Origin of the sequence: Nonomuraea sp. KM90 (assembly GCF_052246675.1) — a bacterium.
Lineage (GTDB): Bacteria > Actinomycetota > Actinomycetes > Streptosporangiales > Streptosporangiaceae > Nonomuraea.
Genome location: NZ_JBQQCB010000019.1, coordinates 37,903 through 55,555 on the forward strand (window position 1 = coordinate 37,903; position 17,653 = coordinate 55,555).

At 72.5% G+C, this 17,653-nt stretch carries 21 protein-coding genes; 12 read left to right on the forward strand and 9 right to left on the reverse strand.

Going from position 1 to position 17,653, the window contains the following annotated elements:
* Positions 1-8: 8 nt before the first annotated feature.
* Positions 9-878 carry a 16S rRNA (cytidine(1402)-2'-O)-methyltransferase gene (gene rsmI, locus ACTWPW_RS21530; RefSeq protein ID WP_443169726.1) on the reverse strand — a complete coding sequence of 290 codons (870 nt, stop codon included), beginning with the start codon at positions 876-878 and terminating at the stop codon, positions 9-11.
* Between the two features lie 57 nt (positions 879-935).
* Here rsmI and ACTWPW_RS21535 point away from each other — a divergent pair, with 57 nt between their 5' ends.
* Both ACTWPW_RS21535 and ACTWPW_RS21540 read left to right on the forward strand, forming a co-directional pair.
* Complete coding sequence (locus ACTWPW_RS21535; RefSeq protein WP_375113256.1) at positions 936-2,570, forward strand: dolichyl-phosphate-mannose--protein mannosyltransferase; 1,635 nt, start codon at positions 936-938, stop codon at positions 2,568-2,570.
* 112 nt (positions 2,571-2,682) lie between these two features.
* On the forward strand, positions 2,683-3,882 hold the full coding sequence (locus ACTWPW_RS21540) for a hypothetical protein (RefSeq protein ID WP_364128870.1): 1,200 nt from the start codon (positions 2,683-2,685) through the stop codon (positions 3,880-3,882).
* A 6-nt stretch (positions 3,883-3,888) separates the two neighbouring features.
* Here ACTWPW_RS21540 and ACTWPW_RS21545 read toward each other — a convergent pair whose 3' ends face one another.
* Entirely contained in the window at positions 3,889-4,287 is a 399-nt protein-coding gene (locus ACTWPW_RS21545; RefSeq protein WP_375113255.1) for a MerR family transcriptional regulator, read from the reverse strand.
* A gap of 49 nt (positions 4,288-4,336) precedes the next feature.
* Between ACTWPW_RS21545 and ACTWPW_RS21550 the strand changes: the two genes are divergently transcribed.
* The gene (locus ACTWPW_RS21550) at positions 4,337-5,131 is read left to right on the forward strand and encodes an MBL fold metallo-hydrolase (RefSeq protein ID WP_375113254.1); all 795 of its coding nucleotides are present in this window, start codon (positions 4,337-4,339) and stop codon (positions 5,129-5,131) included.
* Positions 5,132-5,171: 40 nt separating this feature from the next.
* Positions 5,172-6,104, forward strand: a complete 933-nt coding sequence (locus tag ACTWPW_RS21555) for a DUF5996 family protein (protein WP_364128863.1) — start codon at positions 5,172-5,174, stop codon at positions 6,102-6,104.
* 206 nt (positions 6,105-6,310) lie between these two features.
* On the opposite strand, the gene ACTWPW_RS21560 is transcribed toward ACTWPW_RS21555, so the two are convergent.
* On the reverse strand, positions 6,311-6,967 hold the full coding sequence (locus ACTWPW_RS21560) for a TetR/AcrR family transcriptional regulator (RefSeq protein ID WP_375113253.1): 657 nt from the start codon (positions 6,965-6,967) through the stop codon (positions 6,311-6,313).
* Between the two features lie 25 nt (positions 6,968-6,992).
* Complete coding sequence (locus ACTWPW_RS21565; RefSeq protein ID WP_375113252.1) at positions 6,993-7,445, reverse strand: MerR family transcriptional regulator; 453 nt, start codon at positions 7,443-7,445, stop codon at positions 6,993-6,995.
* 45 nt (positions 7,446-7,490) lie between these two features.
* Here ACTWPW_RS21565 and ACTWPW_RS21570 point away from each other — a divergent pair, with 45 nt between their 5' ends.
* Together ACTWPW_RS21570 and ACTWPW_RS21575 are read left to right on the forward strand one after the other, a co-directional pair.
* Positions 7,491-8,096 (forward strand): class I SAM-dependent methyltransferase, encoded by a 606-nt coding sequence (locus tag ACTWPW_RS21570; protein ID WP_375113251.1) that lies wholly within the window; start codon positions 7,491-7,493, stop codon positions 8,094-8,096.
* A 10-nt stretch (positions 8,097-8,106) separates the two neighbouring features.
* A complete protein-coding gene (locus tag ACTWPW_RS21575; RefSeq protein ID WP_375113250.1) occupies positions 8,107-8,346 on the forward strand; it encodes a hypothetical protein in 240 nt (79 codons plus the stop codon).
* Here ACTWPW_RS21575 and ACTWPW_RS21580 read toward each other — a convergent pair.
* Together ACTWPW_RS21580 and ACTWPW_RS21585 are read right to left on the reverse strand one after the other, a co-directional pair.
* Positions 8,290-9,576 (reverse strand): RNA polymerase sigma factor, encoded by a 1,287-nt coding sequence (locus tag ACTWPW_RS21580; protein WP_443169787.1) that lies wholly within the window; start codon positions 9,574-9,576, stop codon positions 8,290-8,292. The genes ACTWPW_RS21575 and ACTWPW_RS21580 overlap by 57 nt on opposite strands.
* A gap of 12 nt (positions 9,577-9,588) precedes the next feature.
* The gene (locus ACTWPW_RS21585) at positions 9,589-9,996 is read right to left on the reverse strand and encodes a YciI family protein (protein WP_375113498.1); all 408 of its coding nucleotides are present in this window, start codon (positions 9,994-9,996) and stop codon (positions 9,589-9,591) included.
* Between the two features lie 103 nt (positions 9,997-10,099).
* Between ACTWPW_RS21585 and ACTWPW_RS21590 the strand changes: the two genes are divergently transcribed.
* Entirely contained in the window at positions 10,100-10,882 is a 783-nt protein-coding gene (locus ACTWPW_RS21590; protein WP_443169727.1) for an alpha/beta fold hydrolase, read from the forward strand.
* Here ACTWPW_RS21590 and ACTWPW_RS21595 read toward each other — a convergent pair.
* Positions 10,830-11,801 (reverse strand): helix-turn-helix transcriptional regulator, encoded by a 972-nt coding sequence (locus ACTWPW_RS21595; protein WP_375113248.1) that lies wholly within the window; start codon positions 11,799-11,801, stop codon positions 10,830-10,832. The two genes, ACTWPW_RS21590 and ACTWPW_RS21595, sit on opposite strands and share 53 nt — an antisense overlap.
* Before the next feature lie 82 nt (positions 11,802-11,883).
* Here ACTWPW_RS21595 and ACTWPW_RS21600 point away from each other — a divergent pair, with 82 nt between their 5' ends.
* Entirely contained in the window at positions 11,884-12,357 is a 474-nt protein-coding gene (locus ACTWPW_RS21600; protein ID WP_364128844.1) for a VOC family protein, read from the forward strand.
* A 4-nt stretch (positions 12,358-12,361) separates the two neighbouring features.
* On the opposite strand, the gene ACTWPW_RS21605 is transcribed toward ACTWPW_RS21600, so the two are convergent.
* Positions 12,362-13,012 (reverse strand): haloacid dehalogenase type II, encoded by a 651-nt coding sequence (locus ACTWPW_RS21605; protein ID WP_443169728.1) that lies wholly within the window; start codon positions 13,010-13,012, stop codon positions 12,362-12,364.
* Between the two features lie 54 nt (positions 13,013-13,066).
* Positions 13,067-13,651 (reverse strand): TetR/AcrR family transcriptional regulator, encoded by a 585-nt coding sequence (locus ACTWPW_RS21610; RefSeq protein WP_443169729.1) that lies wholly within the window; start codon positions 13,649-13,651, stop codon positions 13,067-13,069.
* 387 nt (positions 13,652-14,038) lie between these two features.
* On the opposite strand from ACTWPW_RS21610, the gene ACTWPW_RS21615 reads away from it, so the two are divergent.
* From ACTWPW_RS21615 to ACTWPW_RS21630, 4 genes are read left to right on the forward strand one after another with little or no spacing between them, the layout of a single operon-like run.
* Positions 14,039-15,373 (forward strand): MFS transporter, encoded by a 1,335-nt coding sequence (locus tag ACTWPW_RS21615; RefSeq protein ID WP_443169730.1) that lies wholly within the window; start codon positions 14,039-14,041, stop codon positions 15,371-15,373.
* Between the two features lie 5 nt (positions 15,374-15,378).
* Positions 15,379-16,167, forward strand: coding sequence for a maleylpyruvate isomerase family mycothiol-dependent enzyme (locus ACTWPW_RS21620; protein ID WP_443169731.1), 789 nt, complete (start codon positions 15,379-15,381; stop codon positions 16,165-16,167).
* A gap of 15 nt (positions 16,168-16,182) precedes the next feature.
* On the forward strand, positions 16,183-17,019 hold the full coding sequence (locus ACTWPW_RS21625; protein ID WP_443169732.1) for an AraC family transcriptional regulator: 837 nt from the start codon (positions 16,183-16,185) through the stop codon (positions 17,017-17,019).
* A 5-nt stretch (positions 17,020-17,024) separates the two neighbouring features.
* Positions 17,025-17,651, forward strand: coding sequence for a LysE family transporter (locus ACTWPW_RS21630; RefSeq protein ID WP_443169733.1), 627 nt, complete (start codon positions 17,025-17,027; stop codon positions 17,649-17,651).
* Positions 17,652-17,653: the final 2 nt, after the last annotated feature.

A 17,653-nucleotide genomic window follows, 5' to 3' on the forward strand; every position in this document is an offset into this window, starting at 1 on the left:
AGCGCACCCTATGGCGTGGGGGATCGCCTGTGAACCAGGTCGTAGAGCTCCCGTTTGGGGATGCCCGCGCCCTTGGCCACCGTGGCGACCGCCTGGTTGCGCCGCTCCCCCTCGGCGACCCTGCGGTCCACCTCCGCGACCAGCGCGTCGAGGTCCTGCTCGGCCTCGCCGGGTACGTAGCCGGCGACGACGACCGTGATCTCGCCCTTGACGCCCGCGGCCGCCCACTCGGCCAGCTCGCCGAGGCCGCCGCGGCGCACCTCCTCGTAGGTCTTGGTCAGCTCACGGCACACCGCGGCCCGCCGGTCGGGACCGAACGCCTGCGCCATCGCCTCCAGGGAGCCGGCCAGCCGGTGCGGCGCCTCGAAGAAGACCATCGTGCGCTCCTCGGCCGCCAGGCCGGCCAGGCGGCGGGCCCGCTCGCCCGGCTTGCGCGGCGGGAAGCCCTCGAAGCAGAACCGGTCGCTGGCCAGGCCCGACACGGCCAGGGCGGTGGTGACGGCGCTCGGCCCAGGCAGCGCGGTGACCGTGACGCCCGCCTCGATCGCCAGGTGCGTCAGGCGGTAGCCGGGGTCGGAGACGCCCGGCATGCCCGCGTCCGTGATCACCACGACCGTGCGGCCCTCCTTGAGGGTCTCCACGAGCTCCTGGGCGCGGCTCGCCTCGTTCTGGTCGTAGTAGGACACCACCCGGCCGGTGATCTCGACGTCCAGGTCGGCCGCGAGCCTGCGCAGCCGTCTGGTGTCCTCGGCGGCCACGACGTCGGCGCCCGCCAGCACCTCTCGGAGCCGGGGCGAGACGTCGCCCGCCTGGCCTATGGGGGCTCCTGCCAGCACCAACCTGCCGTTCCCTGTCACCCGACCATTGTGGCAGGGCATCCCAAATAGACCGTGTTTCTTGGGTAACCACCGCTCTGGGGCCCGTACGATGTCCGAATGGCGGTGACCGATTCCCCGTACCAGGCCTACGAAAGTTCGGAGGTCGGCGAGAGCCAACCCAAGGCGCGGTCCGTACGCGATCGGGTCATTCCTCCCATGCGCGGCAGCGTGCTGTGGGGGTGGGGCGGGCCGCTGCTGGTCACCCTGTTCGGGGGGATCCTGCGGTTCATCGGGCTCGGCCATCCCAAGGCCGTGGTGTTCGACGAGACGTACTACATGAAGGACGGCTTCTCGCTCATCACCCACGGCGTCGAGCGGGTCACGATCAAGGACGCCGACAAGGCGATCATGGCCGGCAACACCGACATCTGGCAGTCGTGCGCGCCGCAGGACCTGGAGAAGTGCGCCTCCTACGTCGTGCACCCGCCGCTGGGCAAGTGGATGATCGGCGTGGGCGAGTGGCTGTTCGGGCTCAACCCGTTCGGCTGGCGGGTCGCGGCGGCGGTGATCGGCACGCTGTCGATCCTCATCCTGGCCCGGGTGGCCCGCCGGATGACCCGCTCGACGCTGCTGGGCTGCTTCGCGGGCCTGCTGCTGGCGCTCGACGGCCTGCACTACGTGCTCTCGCGCACGGCGCTGCTGGACATCTTCCTGATGTTCTGGGTGCTGGCCGCGTTCGCCTGCCTGGTGGTCGACCGGGACCGGGCGCGCGAGAAGCTGGTCTCCTGGTACGAGGGCTCGCCGATCTCGCCGCAGGGGCCGTCCTTGGGCATCAGGTGGTGGCGGATCGGGGCCGGGGTTTGCCTGGCCTTCGCGATGTCGGTCAAGTGGTCGGGGCTGGCATTCGCGGTCGCGTTCGCGATCATGTCGCTGATGTGGGACTTCGGCGCCCGCCGCGCCGTGGGGCTGCGGCAGCCCTACGTGGGGGCGTTCAACAAGGACGTGCCGCAGGGGGTCCTGGCGTTCGGCATCGTGCCTTTCGTGGCCTACATGGCGACCTGGACCGGCTGGTTCGTCAACGCCACCGGCTACGGACGCAACTGGGACCAGGCGACCTCCCCGGGCAACCCGTTCTTCTTCGTCTTCGACTCGATGCGGTCGTGGGTCCACTACCAGTGGCAGGTCTTCACCTTCCACAGCGGGCTGGAGACCTCGCACCCGTACATGTCCGAGCCCTGGCAGTGGCCGCTGCTGCTGCGTCCCGTGGCCTTCTACTACGAGGGCAAGCAGAACGCCTGCGGGGTCAAGGACTGCTCGGAGGCCGTGCTCGGCGTGGGCACGCCGGTGATCTGGTTCGGCGCGGTGGCCGCGCTGGTGGCCCTGATCGCCTGGTACGTCTCCTCCCGCGACTGGCGGGCCGGGGCCGTGCTGCTGGCCTACGCCATGGGCTGGCTGCCGTGGTTCTACTTCGCCATCGCCGACAACCGCACGATGTTCCTGTTCTACGCCATCCCGATGGTGCCGTTCATGGTGCTGGCCATCACCTTGTGCGCCGGGTTGCTGATCGGGCCGTCCACGCCGACGGCCACGGGGGCGATGCCGGTGCGCCGTACCATCGGGGCCGCCGCCGTCGGCGCGTTCGCCCTGCTCGCACTGATCAACTTCTGGTGGCTGCACCCCATCCTGTCCGCCGAGCTGATCCCGTACGTCGACTGGAAGGCCCGCATGCTCTTCGAGAAGCGGTGGATATGAACCGCTGCAGAAGGCTCAACAGGGGTTCCTTAGGGTAGTCGCTGTGCAAGACCCAATACGCACCGGATTCGGTCATCGTCAGGCCCGGGGTCGATACGGCAAACTTCGAGGCATGAGTGCACCGGATGTCACCGCCCTTCTCGCCGAGTTGGAGCGATCTCAGCCGGATCTGGCCGAGGAGGCCAGGACCGCCGTCGAATGGTTGACGGGTGGGGAGCCGCTGGAGACGGTGACCCAGCTCGACGTCTGCGAGTTTCTCTGGTACACGTTGCCGCTCAAGGTCGGACCGCAGAAGCCCGGCGGGGACCACGAGCGCCTGGCTCGTTCACTGGGGCAGTTGCTCCAGCTGGGTGGAATGGAACGATACGCCGCCTTGTGCGTGTCGCCGACGACCCTGCAGATCCTGCGCACCTACGCCCGCGAGGGCGAGGACGCCGGCACGGCCGCCTACCAGCAGGCCCTGGAGGCCACGGGCGTGCTCCCGCCCGACGTGCCCGAACTGCAGTGGAGCATGATCATGGGGCCGGAGGAGCTGGGTGCGCACATCGCCTGCTCCGCCGCGCTTGAGCTGGCGATCGTGGCCGGCGAGAGCGTGGACCGTACGGCGCTGACCCGGCGCTGGCTCACCGAGCCGCGTGCCGAGCTGGGCGGCGACAGCTGGCTCAACCGGGTGCACGGCGAGCGGCTCAACCGCTGGGTGCTGGGCCGCGGCCCGGCCAGGCGGGAGCTGGCCCAGCCCTTCGAGGTGCGCCTGCACGCGCCGGTGACCCCGCAGCCGATGCCCGCCCTGCACCGGCTGCTGTCCCTGGCCGCCTCCGGGGAGAGCCTGCCGCTGCGGCTGGCGCCCTCGCCAGAGGCGCTGAGGCTGCGTGACCTGGCCGAGCGGGAGCTGGGCGCCATCCGCCGCGACGGGGCCAAGCTGGCCATCACCGACTACGGCCTGCGGCTGCTCAAGTCGTCCACAGCCATGTGGACGGCGGTCACCAGGCTGCTGCTGGCCAGGGGCGAGCACGAGTTCGAGGTGTCGGCCAGGGAGGCCGCGCTGATGCTGCTCGCCGACGGCACGCTGATGTCGCCCGGCGAGCTGCGCGAGCGGGTGGCCGAGGTGGTGGGCGGCGAGGGCTGGCATCCGGCGACCGGCGTGGAGGACGTCACCGGGCCGGTGACCGACCTGGTGGCCCAGCTGACGGCGCTGGGGCTCGCGTTCAGCGACGAGCTGGCGGTGCGGATGGACCGGCCGGGCCAGCTCGCCGCGCTGGCGGCGCTGCGGGCCCACGCGCTGCGACCCAGGAAATACGTCAGCTCCAGCTGACGGCCCTCACCCCTGCGGCACCCGCCGCAGGGCCTGCTTGAACTCCGGGCACTCCACCAGCGGATCGTGCTCGCAGACCGCCGCATGGCGCAGGCTGTCGCGCAGCCGGGTGAGCTGCGCGACACGCTCGGCCACCTCGCGCTCCTTGGCGGCCATGCGCTCGCGCAGCCGCGCGTCCGAGGGCCTGGCCCGCAGGAAGTCGGCGATCTCGGAGAGCCTGAACCCGGCGTCGCGGGCGCAGGCGATCAGCGCCAGGCGCGCCAGCGTCTCCGGCCGGTACGCGCGCCGCAGGCCGTTGCGCCCCTCGGCCTCGATGAGCCCCTTGCGCTCGTAGAACCGCAGCGCCGACGCGGCCAGCCCGCTCTGCCTCGCCACCTCACCGATGTCGATCAACGCTTCGTCCACGACCTGGCTCCTTGACTTGAACCGCACTTCAAGTCGCAGTCTAGTCGGCATGCGAATTCATCATCTCAACCTCGCCTCGATGCGCGAGATCGACTCGATCGACGGCCTGCCCGCGGCGCGTGCGGTGTGCCACGCGCTGCTCGTCGAGACCCCGGCCTCCGGACTGGTGCTGGTGGAGGCCGGGCTCGGCCTGGACGACGTGGCCAAGCCGGGCGAGAGCCTCGACCGCGAGTGGGCCGAGCTCGTCGAGCCGGTGCTGGTGCCCGGCGAGACGGCCGTACGCCAGGTGGCGGCGCTCGGGTACGACCCCGCCGACGTACGCCACATCGTCCTCACCCACCTCGATGTGGACCACAGCGGCGGCCTGCCGGACTTCCCGGGGGCCCGGGTGCACGTCATGGCGGCGGAGCTGGAGGACGCGCTGGCGCAGGCGCCCAACCGCCGTTACCGGCCCTCGCACTGGGCGCACGCCCCCAACTGGGTGACCTACCCCGGCACCGGCACCACCTGGCTGGGCGCCGACGGGGTGCGGCCGCTGGCGGGCCTGCCGGAAGGGGACTTCCTGCTCGTGCCGCTCGACGGGCACACCCGGGGGCACGCCGGGGTGGCGGTCAGGGACGGCGGGCGCTGGCTGCTGCACGCCGGGGACGCGTACTTCTACCACGGCGAGCTGGACCGCGCGCCGCGCTCCCACCCGCTGCTGGACATCGTGCAGCTCGACGCCCAGGTCGACGGCGAGCGGCGGCTGTCGAGCCAGGGGCTCCTGCGCTCGCTCCGGCATGATCACGGAGTGGCCGTGTTCTCCGCTCACGACCCCTGGGAGCTGACCGAATACTCCGGGTAGTTACGATTGCGGTGAATGCTCTAAGTCGGAGGGGGCCGTCATGGAGCTGTTCCCGGCAATGCCGCTTGCTGAGTGGACGGAGGCCAAGGAGACCTTTCACAGGTTCGCCCAGATCGTGGGGAAGATCCGGCTTGCTTCGAGCAACCGGCGAAACCACTGGTGGCAGGTGCCGTTCCATCCGACCGGGCGGGGGCTCACCACGCGGCCGATGGGCGGGCTGGGCGAGCAGCCGCTGTTCTGCGTCGACTTCGACCTCGTACGGCACCGGCTGGTGGTGGACGTGTTCGACGGGCGCAGCGCGGAGTTCAGCCTGATCGGCAGGTCGGTGGCCTCGTTCCACGACCGGTTGTTCGAGACCCTGGCGGGGCTCGGGATCCGGCCGGAGATCTGGGCGGTGCCGTTCGACATGGGCGACGACACCCCGTTCGCCGAGGACACGCTGCACGCGCGCTACGACCCGATGCTGATCAACCGCTACTGGCGGATCCTGTCGCAGGTGGTGCAGCTGCTGGACCGCTTCGCCGCCGACTTCGCCGGCAAGACGAGCCCGGTGCACCACTTCTGGCACACCTTCGACATCGCGGTCACCCGGTTCACCGGGCGCGTGGTCAAGATCTCGCCTGACGCCGACCCGGTCACGCGGGAGGCCTACAGCTGGGAGGTCATCAGCTCGGGGTTCTGGTTCGGGGACAAGGAGCGGCCGTGGCCGGCCTTCTACTCCTACACCGCGCCGGAGCCCGAGGGGCTGGAACGGGAGCCGCTACGCCCCGCCCAGGCGGAGTGGATCACGGCCCGGGGCAGCCATCTGGCGGTCCTGCGGTATGACGACGTGCGGGCCATGGAGGATCCCGTGGGGGCCGTGCTGGAGTTCCTGGACAGCGCCTACCAGGCGGGGGCCAGGCTCACCGGGCTCGACTCCGAGGCGCTGGCCTCTCCGGGGGGCGTCACGGATCCGTACTGGGAGAAGTCCTGAACATGCGCGAACGCCCGCCCTCCGGAGAGGGCGGGCGTTCTACGAGTGCGTACCGGTGTGCGTGTCGCCTCTCGGCGAAAGGCACAACGCGGCTCCAGCCGAACGGTAGTCCGCGAAGGCAATAGGTGAGGCCCGGGGACACTGGGCACACCGGCCACGATGTATGTAACCACACCCCCCGCCGATGCATTCCCCCGCCGCGCCGATTATTTTCCGGAGTTCGCGTAGGCCCCGTGCAGGAACAGGTCCACCAGCTCGGCCGAGCCCAGCGGGGCCGGGCCCCGGCCGGCCGCCATCGTCAGGAACCCGAACGCCTGGGCGAGCTGCTCCGGCGGCAGCCTGAGCGCGTCGCGCTCGGGCTCGAACAGGCCGGCCAACACCTCATTGGTGGCCGCCATCGAGGCGTCCCGCGAGGACATCGCACGATCGCGGCGGCCCTCTCCCTCGGGCCCGCCCTCCTCGGCCGGCTCGCCCTCGTCGGCGGGCGGCGCCCCGCGGCGCAGGGCGCCCGAGGCCGCCATCGCGCCGGCCACAGCGCCCATCCGCGACAGGTAGCCGCGCAGCGCCTCCGACGCCTCCACCAGCCGCTCGGCCAGCGGCAGGTCCAGCGAGATCGAGGCCACGTGGGCGAGCGTGTCGTCCGGCCGCACCGCCTCGGCCATGCAGGCGGCCAGCAGCTTGTCCTTGTCACCGAAGGCGCGGAAGATGGTGCCCTCGCCGATGCCCGCCGCGCGGGCGATCTGGGCGGTGGTGACGGACGTGCCGTATTCGACCACCAGGGGGAGGGCCGCGCGGACGATCATCTCGCGCCGCTGCTCCGGGCTCATCGCCGGCGCTCTGCGGCGTGCGGTCGGGTTCGTCATACCATCCACAGTACGGAGTGAGGGCTCACTCCGTCAATCCCAGCGACGTCCACCGCGGCTCGTGCTCGGCGGCGAGCTGCGCGAACGTGTACCCCTCCAGCAGCTGATCCAGCATCCCGACGAGGTGGTCGCAGTCCCGGGCCGGATGCTCGGCCGGGCACTCCAGCGCGTGTCCCAGCACCCACTGCGCCGCCCTGGCCCGCGCGATCACCTCGTCCAGCTCCTCGATCCGCTCGCCCACCGCCGCCCGCCACTCCTCCCCCGGCGCGTCCAGCACCGCCCCGGCCGTTTCCAGGGGCACGCCGAGCTGCTGCAACATGCGCAGGAAGACCAGCCGCCGCAGCTCCTGCCTGCCGTACACGCGCCGCCCCCGGCTGCGGCCGGCCGGGACGACCAGGCCGCGCTCCTCGTAGTAGCGCAGCGCGGAGGCGTTCATGCCGAGCAGACGCGCGGCCTCGCCGATCGGGATCGGTTCCATGCCTCCATTTGACTTCAAGTCGCCTTGAACCGCTTCCCTGGAGGAATGGGAACCACATCGTGGGTCACGGGCGGACCCGTCAACTCGCCCTTCGCCGCGCCGTCCGGGCTGCTCGGACGCCTGGCCGGGCGCTTCATGCTGTGGACGAACCGGCAGGGCGAGCTCCTGCGCGTCCTGCGCGTGCGCCCCGGCGAGCACGTGCTGGAGATCGGGTACGGCCCCGGCGGCCTCGTCCGGCTCCTCACCCGTACGGGCGCCGGTCGCGTCTGCGGCGTGGACCCCTCACCCGAGATGCGCGCCCAGGCCGCCCGCCACGCGGGAGGCGCCGACCTGCGGCTGGGCAGCGCGGCCGACACCGGCTTCCCCGACGACAGCTTCGACTGCGTGGTGGCGGTGAACAACGTGGCCCTCTGGCCCGACCTGGAGGCCGGCCTGCGGGAGCTGCGCCGGGTCACCCGCCCCGGCGGGCGCCTGGTGCTCGCCTGGCACGGCGGCGCCGCTCCCGGCCCGATCGCCCGCCGCCTGCGCCTGCCCGAGGACAAGCTGGGCCGGATCCACAAGGGGCTGGCGGAGCTGTTCGGCGCGGTCGGACGGCACGAGCTGAAGTCCCTGACCGTCTTCGAGGCGGCCCCGGGGGGTGCGAACCCGTAGGCTGACCGCCATGCTCGTGTGGATCAACGGCCCGTTCGGCGGCGGCAAGACGCACACCGCCCACGAGCTGCACCGCCGCCTCCCGTCCAGCGTGGTGTGCGACCCCGAGCACGTCGGCTTCGGGCTGCAGCAGGTCGCCGACCGGATCGCGGAGGCGGCGGGCCTGCGCCTGGCGCCCGACACCGACGGCGCGCTACGGCGCCGGCTGCGTCGGATCGGGGTCACGCTGCGGCACATCAGGTTCGGCTGACAGGCGGGCCGCCCTGGCGTGCAGGTAGCGCTGCTGGGGCAGGCTCATGGCGCGGCCGGCCGCCTCCTCGTACGCCTGGCGGGCCCCCGCGAGGTCGCCGGCCATCTCCAGAAGGTGCGCCCGGACCGCGTGCAGCCGGTGGTCACCAGAGACCCGGTCGTCGTCCCGGAGGCGTTCGAGCCGGTCGAGCCCGGCCCAGGGACCGTGGGCCATGGCCACGGCCACGGCGTGGTTGAGCGCCACCATGGGGTTGCCGGAGATGCGCATCAGCAGCTCGTACAGCGCCGTGATCTGCGGCCAGTCGGTCTCCTCCGCCGTGGGCGCCTCGTCGTGCAGGGCGGCGATGGCGGCCTGGAGCTGGTAGGGCCCGGGCGTCCCCCGGGAGAGCGCGCCGGTGACGAGCTCGACGCCCTCGGCGATGTAGGCCGCGTTCCACCGGCCGCGATCCTGCTCGGCCATCGGGATCAGCGCGCCGTCCGGCCCGGTGCGCGCCGGGCTGCGCGCGTCGGTGAGCAGCATGAGGGCCAGCAGCCCGGCCACCTCGGCATCGCCGGGCAGCAGCCGGTGCACCATGCGGGCCAGCCTGATCGCCTCCGCCGCCGGCTCGGCGCGGTGCAGGTCCGGCCCGGACGTGCTGGCGTACCCCTCGTTGAAGATCAGGTAGAGCACGTGCAGCACCACGCCCAGCCGCTCGGCGCGCTCGGCCGCGCGGGGCAGGCGGAACGGCAGGCCGCTGTCCTTGACCCGCTGCTTGGCCCGCGTGATCCGGCGCGTCATGGTGGCCTCGGACACCATGAACGCGCGGGCGATCTCCGCGGTCGTCAGGCCGCCGACCGCGCGCAGCGTGAGCGCGATCTGCGAGTCCGGCGTCAGCGACGGGTGGCAGCACATGAACAGCAGGATGAGCGTGTCGTCCGAGGCGCCGGCCGGCTGGTCGGCGGCCGGGGCCAGCCAGTCGTCCGGCAGCGCCCGCGCCGCGACGGTGTCCTCACGGCGGCGGCGCGCCTGCTCGGCGCGCAGCAGGTCGGTCAGCCGCCGCGCGGCCACCGTGATGAGCCAGGCCCGCGGATCGTCCGGTACGCCCTGTTCCGGCCACTGCGTGGCCGCCGCGAGGAGGGCCTCCTGCACCGCGTCCTCGGCGGTGTCGAAGTGCCCGTAGCGCCGGACCAGCGCGCCGAGAACCTGCGGCGCCAGCTCGCGCAGCAGGCCCTCTCCGGCGATCCCGTCGATCCCGTCCCTCCCTCAGAACCCCATGTCGTCCGCGGACTCCATGATGGGCCGGATGTCGGCGTACGCGTTGGCGTGGACGTCGCCGGGGAACGGGCACTGGCCCAGGCGGGCGGCGATCTCGGTGGCCCGGTCGAAGCTCTCGCACTCCACGATCCAGTAGCCCGCCAGCACCTCCTGGGTCTCGGCGTAGGGCCCGTCGGTGACGAACGGGACGCCGTCGCGGGCACCCACCCTGCGCGTGTGGACGGGCGCGGCCAGGCCGCGGGTCTCGACCAGCTCGCCGGACTCCTCCAGCTCCTTGTTGACCGCCGTCATGAACTCGTTCATCGCCGCCATGTCCTTCTCGGTCCAGGTGACCCGCCCGGTGTCCTTGCCGGACATCTCGTCGTAGTCCTGCTGGGAGGCGTAGGACAGGATCATGTACTTCACGGGGGTCGTCCTCTCTCTGGGTTGCCTTTCGGGAGGGACGTCGGAGCCGGGGCGGCGAACCGGACACCTTCCAACGTAGGGCACCATCGAAGTCGTGCCTTACGCAACCACCTCCGACGGCGTGAAGCTGTCCTACCAGGTCCGCGGCGACGGGCCGCCCCTCGTGCTGCTGCAGGGGCAGGCCAACGACCACCGCTGGTGGGACTCCGTACGCGCGGACTTCGACGGGACGTACCAGACCATCACCCTCGACTACCGCGGCACGGGCGACAGCGACAAACCCGACGAGCCGTACACCACGCGCGGTTTCGCCACCGACGTGCTGGCCGTGCTCGACGAGGTGGGGGCAGGGCGGGCGCACGTGTACGGGACGTCGATGGGCGGCCGGGTGGCCCAGTGGCTGGCGGCCGACTACCCCGAGCGCGTCGGGGCGCTGGTGCTCGGCTGCAGCTCGCCGGGCGGCGCCCACGGGATCGAACGGAGCAACGACGTACGCAGGTCGCTGGCCCAGCCGGACCGGGCCGCCGCCGAGCGGGCGCTGCTGGAGCTCATGTACACCCCCGCCTGGCTGGTCGCACACCCCGGCCCCCACCGCACGACCGGCGACCCGGACATGCCCGCCTTCGCCCGGCGCCGCCACCTGGCCGCCAGCGCGGGCCACGACAGCTGGGACGCGCTGCCCGGCATCACCGCGCCCACGCTGGTCGTGCACGGGACCGACGACGTGTTCAACCCGGCCGCCAACGCGCCGCTGCTGGCCGGGCGCATCCCCGGGGCCGGGCTGCGGATGATCGAGGGGGCGCGGCACGCGTACTTCGAGGAGTTCAGGCAGGTGGCGGGTCCGATGGTGCTGGAGTTCCTGTCGCGGCCCTCGTGAGGCGGGCGGCCAGCTCCCGCAGGTGCTCGGTCAGCTCGGGCGGCTCGTGCACCTCGAACTCGCAGCCGATCGTCGTCAGCCGGAAGGCCAGCCAGTCGAGGGTGTCGGCGTGCATGCGCAGGCGGCAGGCCCGCTCGCCGATCGGGGTGACCTCGCCCAGCGCCCTGATCGGCTCCGTGACGGGGGCGTGCAGCGTGACGACGGCCTCGTACGTGGACGCCAGCGAGTAGAGCCGGCCCGCCACGTAGGCGGCCGCGTCCCCGGCAGGCAGCTCGCGCGGCACGATCCTGGCACCCGTCGCACGCAGCTCGTCGATGCGGTCGATCCGGAAGATCCGCCAGTCGTCGCGGTCGAGGTCGTGGCCCAGCAGATACCAGCGCCGCCCGGCCACCACCAGCCGATGCGGATCGACCAGCCGCCTGCTCGTGCCCCCGTCGTTGGCCCGGTACGCGAACCGCACCCGCTCCTTGCCCGCCGCGGCCACCGCCAGCGCGGTGAGCCGCCCCGGATCGACCTGGGGCCCTTCGAGGGCGGGCATGGGCACGGTGGCGCCGCCCAGCGACCTGACCCGGTGGCGCAGCCGGGCGGGCAACACCTGCTCCAGCTTGGCCAGAGCGCGTACGGACGCCTCCTCGATGCCCTGCACCGGGTGCCTGGCCGCGGTGGACAGGCCCACCGTGATGGCCACCGCCTCCTCGTCGTCCAGCAGCAGCGGCGGCATGGCCGTGCCCGCGACCAGCCGGTAGCCGCCGGCCGCCCCCATCGTGGCCTCGACCGGGTAGCCGAGGTCGCGCAGGCGCTCCACGTCACGGCGGACGGTGCGGCGGCTGACGCCCAGGCGCTCGGCGAGCTCTCCGCCCGGCCACTCCCGCGGGGTCTGGAGCAGCGACAGCAAGTTCAGGAGGCGGGAGTCGGCCATGGATCCCATCCTATGTAGGACAGGTTCTGGCCTACTTCGGGCCTAGTGTCGGTGAGAACGCACTGACCTTCCTGGAGGGAACATGACCGTCAAGCCGATCCCCGAGGGGTACACGACCGTCACGCCGTGGATCATCTCCCCCGACACGGACGGGATCATCCGTTACCTCGAGACCGCCTTCGACGCCGTCGAGCTGGGCCGCGTGACGGACGCCGACGGCCGGATCGGGCACGCGGAGGTGCGCATCGGGGACGCCATCGTGATGCTCTTCGACTCCGCGCCGGGCTGGCCGCCCACGCCGGCCTTCCTGCGCCTGTACGTCCCCGACGCCGACGCCACCCACCGCCGGGCCGTGGCGGCGGGCGGGACGTCGATCACCGACGTCACGCACCTGTACTGGGGTGACCGCGTGGGCCGGGTGCGCGACCCGTTCGGCAACCTGTGGTGGATCCAGACGCGGGTGGAGGAGGTCTCCGAGGAGGAGCTGGGGCGCCGGATGAACGATCCGGAGTTCACGAAGGCGATGGAGTACGTCCAGAGCGCCCGGTTCTTCTAGCCTCCTACGTCCACCTCTCCGCCAGTGCCCGCAGGTCGGGGGCGGAGACGTGCGGGGTGCTCATCACGCTCGGGTACGCCGTCCCGCGCCGGTCCAGGTACGCCCCGATCAGCCCCGCCCGCTGGGCGCCGTCGATGTCCCACGGGTGCACCGCCACCAGAGCCGCCTGCCCGGGGTCCACCCCCGCCTGGGCCACGGCGTACTCGTAGGCCGCTCCGGCCGGCTTCCAGACCCGGGGGCCGCTCACGTCCAGCGTGGCCTCCACCAGGTCGAGCAGGCCCTCGCGGCGCAGGATGCCCTGGGTCATGGCGGCGGCGCCGTTCGTCATGGTGAACAGCCGGATCCCGGCCTCGCGCAACGCCCGCATGCCCGCCGGCACGTCGGGGTGCACCCGCAACTCCGCGAACCCGCTCAGCACGTGACCGATCGCCTTGTCCTCCAGGCCCAGGGCCTTGAGGACGTCGGTGGCGATCTGGGCGAACTCGGCGTAGCCGCCGGCGGCCGTGAGCGCGAAGCCGTCACGCAGCACGCTCGCGAACCAGGCCGTCATCTGCTCGCCCGACAGGCCCACCTCCTCGAACCTCACCCTCAGCGGCTCCATGTCGGTGAGGGTCTCGTTCACGTCGAAGATCACTACTTGCGGTCTGACGTCCATCTGTCTTCTCCTCGCGTTCTGTCGGGTGTCAGGTTTCCGTCCGGCGGGCTTCGGTCAGGCGGCGGCCGGGCGGAGGAAGTCGAGGGCGGCGGTCACGCCCTTGCGGAGCGCGGCGGCGTCGGCGCCGGCGCGCGAGCGCAGGTTCACCCCGTAGGCGAGCAGGGTGAGCAGCTCGGCGGCCGCGTCGAGGTCCGTGTCGGGGCGGAGCTGCGGACCGGCCGCCTCCAGGGCGGTGCGCATGGCCGTGCGCAGCCGGTCCTGGTGGCGGTCCAGCACGCGGCGCACCTCCGGGTCGGCGCCTTCGGCATGGGCGTTGGAGACCATGCAGCCCCAGCGCGCGTGCTCGCCCGCGCACCGGGCCTCGATCAGCCGGTCGAAGAAGGCGGCGATGGCGGGCAGGCCGCGCCCGTCGGTCGCCAGGGCCTGGAACACCGGCTCCGAACGGCGCTCGACGTAGCGGGTCAGCGCCTTGACGTAGAGGTCCTGCTTGCCGCCGTACGTCGCGTACAGGCTGGAGCGGCTCAGGCCGGTCGCCGCCACGACCTCCGCGACTCCCGTGGAGGCGGCCCCGCGCTGCCAGAACAGGCGCTCCACCTGCTCCAGCACGACGTCGGGATCGAAATGCTTCACGTCCGGCATCGGCACCCCCTAACTTGGAACGGTCGGTCCAAGATAGCAAATCCATTGGACGTGGCGCGTACGCGGTTGCTACGTTGCCGCGTATGTCCAGCCCCGAGGCGTCAAGACGCTAGCCACCGGTCGTCCGGTGGCTGTTCCGCGCTGCTGCCCCCGCAGGTCGGGGCGCTGACGCCTGGACCCATTCCTCCCGCACTGGCCGTGCGTTCGCACGCATCGCCGGCCTCTGCCCGGGAATTCCCGCCACGCCATTCGGATGCACCGTTGCGTCGTGCTCTGGTCGCCCTTCTGACACCGGTCGTCGGGCGCCTCTCACGCGGCAGGACGATCCTCACTCCGTCCTGCGCGCATCCATGTGCCGATCCATGACGTGGTCGCGGAGTCTCTTTCATGCCTTTCGCTGTCTACCTGCTCGGACTGGCGGTCTTCGCCCAGGGGACGTCCGAGTTCATGCTGTCCGGGCTGGTGCCCGGCATCGCCCGGGACCTGAACGTGTCCATCCCCGCCGCAGGGCTGCTGACCTCGGCGTTCGCCGCCGGGATGGTGGTGGGGGCGCCGCTGATGGCGGTGCTGAGCCTGCGGCTGTCCAGGCGGTTCGCGCTGCTGGCCTTTCTGGTGGTCTTCCTGCTCGTCCACGTGCTCGGCGCGGTCACGACCAGCTACGAGGTGCTGCTCGGCACGCGGGTCGTGGCGGCGCTGGCCAACGCCGGGTTCCTGGCGGTGGCCATGGCGACGGCGGTCGGGCTGGCGCCGCCGGACGCCAAGGGGCGGGCCACGTCCGTCCTGCTGGGCGGGGTCACCGTCGCCTGCGTGGCGGGGGTGCCCGGGGGCGCGCTGCTCGGTGAGCTGTGGGGGTGGCGCTCGGCGTTCTGGGCGGTGGCCCTCGCGCTGGTGCCGGCCATCGTCGCGGTCCTGAAGTCCGTACCGGCCGGAGCTCCGGGCGGCGCCGACGCTGCTGGCGGGACCGACGCTTCCGGTGGGACCGACGCTTCCAACGGGACCGACGCTTCCAACGGGACCGACGCTTCCAACGGGACCGACGCTTCCGGGGGGACCGGCAGCCGGAACGGCGGGCGCGTCGGTGGGCGGGGTGCGGGGCGGGCGCGGGTCGAGGCGCGGGCGTTGCGGCGGCCTCGGCTGCTGGTGCTCCTGCTGCTGGGAGCGCTGGTGAACGGCGCCACCTTCTGCACGTTCACCTACCTCGCGCCGCTGCTCACCGAGGTCACCGGGATCGGGTCCGCCTGGATGCCGGGGATGCTCGCGCTGTTCGGGCTGGGGTCGTTCGCCGGGGTGACGATCAGCGGGCGGATCGCGGACCGGCGGCCCCTACCGCTGCTGGTGATCGGCGGGGTGGCGCTGGTGGCCGGATGGGCCGCCTTCGCGGTGGCCGCCGGAGCGCCGGTGCCGGCGGTCGCGCTGGTGTTCGTCCAGGGGACGCTGTCGTTCGCGGTCGGCTCCACGCTGATCTCCCAGGTCCTGTACGCGGCCACCGGCGCCCCCACCCTGGCCGGCGGGTTCGCCACGGCGGCGTTCAACGTGGGGGCCGCGCTCGGTCCCTGGCTGGGCGGGGTCGCGATCGGGGCCGGGCTCGGGTTCCGGTCGCCGCTGTGGGTGAGCGCCGCGCTCGTGGGCCTCGCCCTGGCCGTCGCCGGCGGCGCTCACCTGATCGGATCGCGGCCCAAGGGAAACCCGGTCGAGGCCGATCTTCCCCATAGGGCACAGTGAACGCCATGGAAGCTGTCGCACATTTCCAGCGGGAAGTACGCGCATTCCAGGACGCCGCCCGCCAGGCGGCCGACGCAGGCGACGCGCCCATCGTGCCGTCCTGCCCCGGTTGGACCATGTCCGATCTCGTGGGCCACCTGAGCGGGGTCCATCGATTCGTCGGCGTCATCGTCCGGGACCGGCTCAAGGAGCCGCCCGACTTCGCCTACCTGGCCCGCACAGAATCGCCACCCGACACGGCGGGCTGGCCCGCGCCGGACCGGTCCCCCACCTTCGGGCCGATCCCGGGCAGCCTGCTGGACTGGTTCGCGGAGGGGGCGGACCGGCTCGCGGCGCTGTTCCGGGAGCGCGCGCCGGACGAGCCCGCGTGGACCTGGTGGGAGGAGCGGACGGTCGGGTTCTGGCTGCGGATACAGGTCATCGAGGCCGCCGTGCACCGGTGGGACGCCGAGGGCGCCCTCGGCACCCCTCGTCCCATCGCCGAGGAGATCGCGGCGGATGCGATCGCGCACACGTTCGAGGTGATGGCGCCCGCGCGGCGGGCCTGGACGCAGGCCCCGGCGGGGGCGGGCGAGGGGTTCCGCTTCGTCCGGACCGACGGGCCGGGTGAGTGGGTGGTCCGTTTCGAGGGCGAGCACGTACGGGTCGGCGACGGGGACTTCGACGTCGAGCTGGCCGGTACGGCGTCGGACCTGATGTTGTTCCTCTGGCATCGGATCCCGGCCGACGGGCTCGACGTGCGGGGCGACAGGGCCGTACTCGATCGCTACTTTGTCCTGGTTCCTCCCGTATGACCTAATCTTGCCGGTATGCAGGTCTGGGACATGGACGGCACCCAGCTGGCCGTCATCAGGCCGGTCTCCGGCGGTTTCGCCCGGCACAGCCACGACGAGTACGTCATCAGCGTCAACCTGTGCGGGCGCGAGCAGGTGCGGCTGGACCGGTCCTCGTTCGAGGTGGACCTGGACGAGGTGACCGTGTACAACCCCGGCCAGGTCCAGTCCTGCACCACCCGGACACCGGACGACGTGGCGTTCACGTGCGTGAGCTGGTACGTCCCGCCGGCCGTGCTGGAGTCACTGGTCGGCGGGCCGCCGCCGGAGTTCGAACGGCCGGTCGTACGCGCCGCCCACCTGCGCTCGGAGCTGCTGCGGGCGGCGCGGGACCTGGACGCCGAGGGCGACGACGCTGCCCTGGTGGCGGAACGGCTGACGCAGATGCTCCTCCACCTGCTCGACCGCGCCGCCGCTCCGCTCCCCACCGCCGCCCGTACCACCACGCCGGTCCCCTCCGCCATCCCCGCGCCCATCGCCGCCGTGCTGGACCGGCTACGGTCCGACCTGTCCAGCCCGCCCCGCCTGGCCGACCTCGCCGACGCCGCCGGGATGTCCCGCGAGCACCTCGTACGGTCCTTCACCAGGGCCACCGGCTGCCCGCCGTACGCCTGGCACCTGCAGGCCCGGCTCGCGGAGGGCCGGCGCAGGCTGCGCGCGGGCCGGCCCGTCGCCGTCGTGGCCCACGACCTCGGGTTCGCCGACCAGGCGCACTTCCACCGGCACTTCACCGCCGCGTACGCCATCACGCCCGGCCGCTACCGGGCCGTCAATATCCGACAAGACGGCTCGGGGCACCTGCCGCGAGAGTGAACGCCATGTCCGAGATCTTCATGCTGGCCTTCTGGGTGGGGTTGCTGTTCAACGCGGCGCCGGGTGCGGTGTTCAGCGAGTCGTTGCGGAGGGGCGTACGGGGAGGGTTCCGGCCGGCGTTCGCGGTGCAGGTCGGGTCGCTGGCCGGTGACGCCGTATGGGCGCTGCTCGGGCTGGCCGGCGTCGGAGCGCTGTTCACGGTACCGGCGCTGCGCGTCCCGCTGACGGTCACCGGGTGCCTCCTGCTCGGCTGGCTCGGCCTGACGGCGCTCCGTGACGCCGCCTTCCCCCGCCCCGCCCCGCCCCCGGGCGCCCGCCCCGGCCGTGGCGCCCTCGCGGTCGGGGCCGCCATGTCGCTCGGCAACCCCTGGAACGTCGTCTACTGGTCGGGCGCGGCCGGGGCCGTCAGCTCGGTGCTGGGCTCCGACGCGGGGGCCGCGAGCCTGGCCGTGTTCTTCGCCGGTTTCATGACCTCCTCCCTGGCCTGGTGCTTCGTCTCGGCCGGCCTCATCGCCGTGCTCCGCAAGGCGCTGCCGCCACTGGCCGTACGAGTCCTGGAGGCGGCCTGCGGGGTCGCACTGCTCGCCTTCGCCGCCCTCCTCGCCGCCCGGCTCATGCCCGGCAGCTCATAACC

Coding starts and splice junctions, on each gene's coding strand:
- ACTWPW_RS21605 (WP_443169728.1), bottom strand. CDS start 13,012: ATGGACGTCAGACCGCAAGTAGTGATCTTCGACGTGAACGAGACCCTC.
- ACTWPW_RS21625 (WP_443169732.1), top strand. CDS start 16,183: ATGCAGGTCTGGGACATGGACGGCACCCAGCTGGCCGTCATCAGGCCG.
- ACTWPW_RS21615 (WP_443169730.1), top strand. CDS start 14,039: ATGCCTTTCGCTGTCTACCTGCTCGGACTGGCGGTCTTCGCCCAGGGG.
- ACTWPW_RS21575 (WP_375113250.1), top strand. CDS start 8,107: ATGCTCGTGTGGATCAACGGCCCGTTCGGCGGCGGCAAGACGCACACC.
- ACTWPW_RS21585 (WP_375113498.1), bottom strand. CDS start 9,996: ATGATCCTGTCCTACGCCTCCCAGCAGGACTACGACGAGATGTCCGGC.
- ACTWPW_RS21620 (WP_443169731.1), top strand. CDS start 15,379: ATGGAAGCTGTCGCACATTTCCAGCGGGAAGTACGCGCATTCCAGGAC.
- ACTWPW_RS21560 (WP_375113253.1), bottom strand. CDS start 6,967: ATGACGAACCCGACCGCACGCCGCAGAGCGCCGGCGATGAGCCCGGAG.
- ACTWPW_RS21550 (WP_375113254.1), top strand. CDS start 4,337: ATGCGAATTCATCATCTCAACCTCGCCTCGATGCGCGAGATCGACTCG.
- ACTWPW_RS21570 (WP_375113251.1), top strand. CDS start 7,491: ATGGGAACCACATCGTGGGTCACGGGCGGACCCGTCAACTCGCCCTTC.
- ACTWPW_RS21535 (WP_375113256.1), top strand. CDS start 936: ATGGCGGTGACCGATTCCCCGTACCAGGCCTACGAAAGTTCGGAGGTC.
- ACTWPW_RS21565 (WP_375113252.1), bottom strand. CDS start 7,445: ATGGAACCGATCCCGATCGGCGAGGCCGCGCGTCTGCTCGGCATGAAC.
- ACTWPW_RS21540 (WP_364128870.1), top strand. CDS start 2,683: ATGAGTGCACCGGATGTCACCGCCCTTCTCGCCGAGTTGGAGCGATCT.
- ACTWPW_RS21610 (WP_443169729.1), bottom strand. CDS start 13,651: ATGCCGGACGTGAAGCATTTCGATCCCGACGTCGTGCTGGAGCAGGTG.
- ACTWPW_RS21595 (WP_375113248.1), bottom strand. CDS start 11,801: ATGGCCGACTCCCGCCTCCTGAACTTGCTGTCGCTGCTCCAGACCCCG.
- ACTWPW_RS21630 (WP_443169733.1), top strand. CDS start 17,025: ATGTCCGAGATCTTCATGCTGGCCTTCTGGGTGGGGTTGCTGTTCAAC.
- rsmI (WP_443169726.1), bottom strand. CDS start 878: ATGCCCTGCCACAATGGTCGGGTGACAGGGAACGGCAGGTTGGTGCTG.
- ACTWPW_RS21600 (WP_364128844.1), top strand. CDS start 11,884: ATGACCGTCAAGCCGATCCCCGAGGGGTACACGACCGTCACGCCGTGG.
- ACTWPW_RS21555 (WP_364128863.1), top strand. CDS start 5,172: ATGGAGCTGTTCCCGGCAATGCCGCTTGCTGAGTGGACGGAGGCCAAG.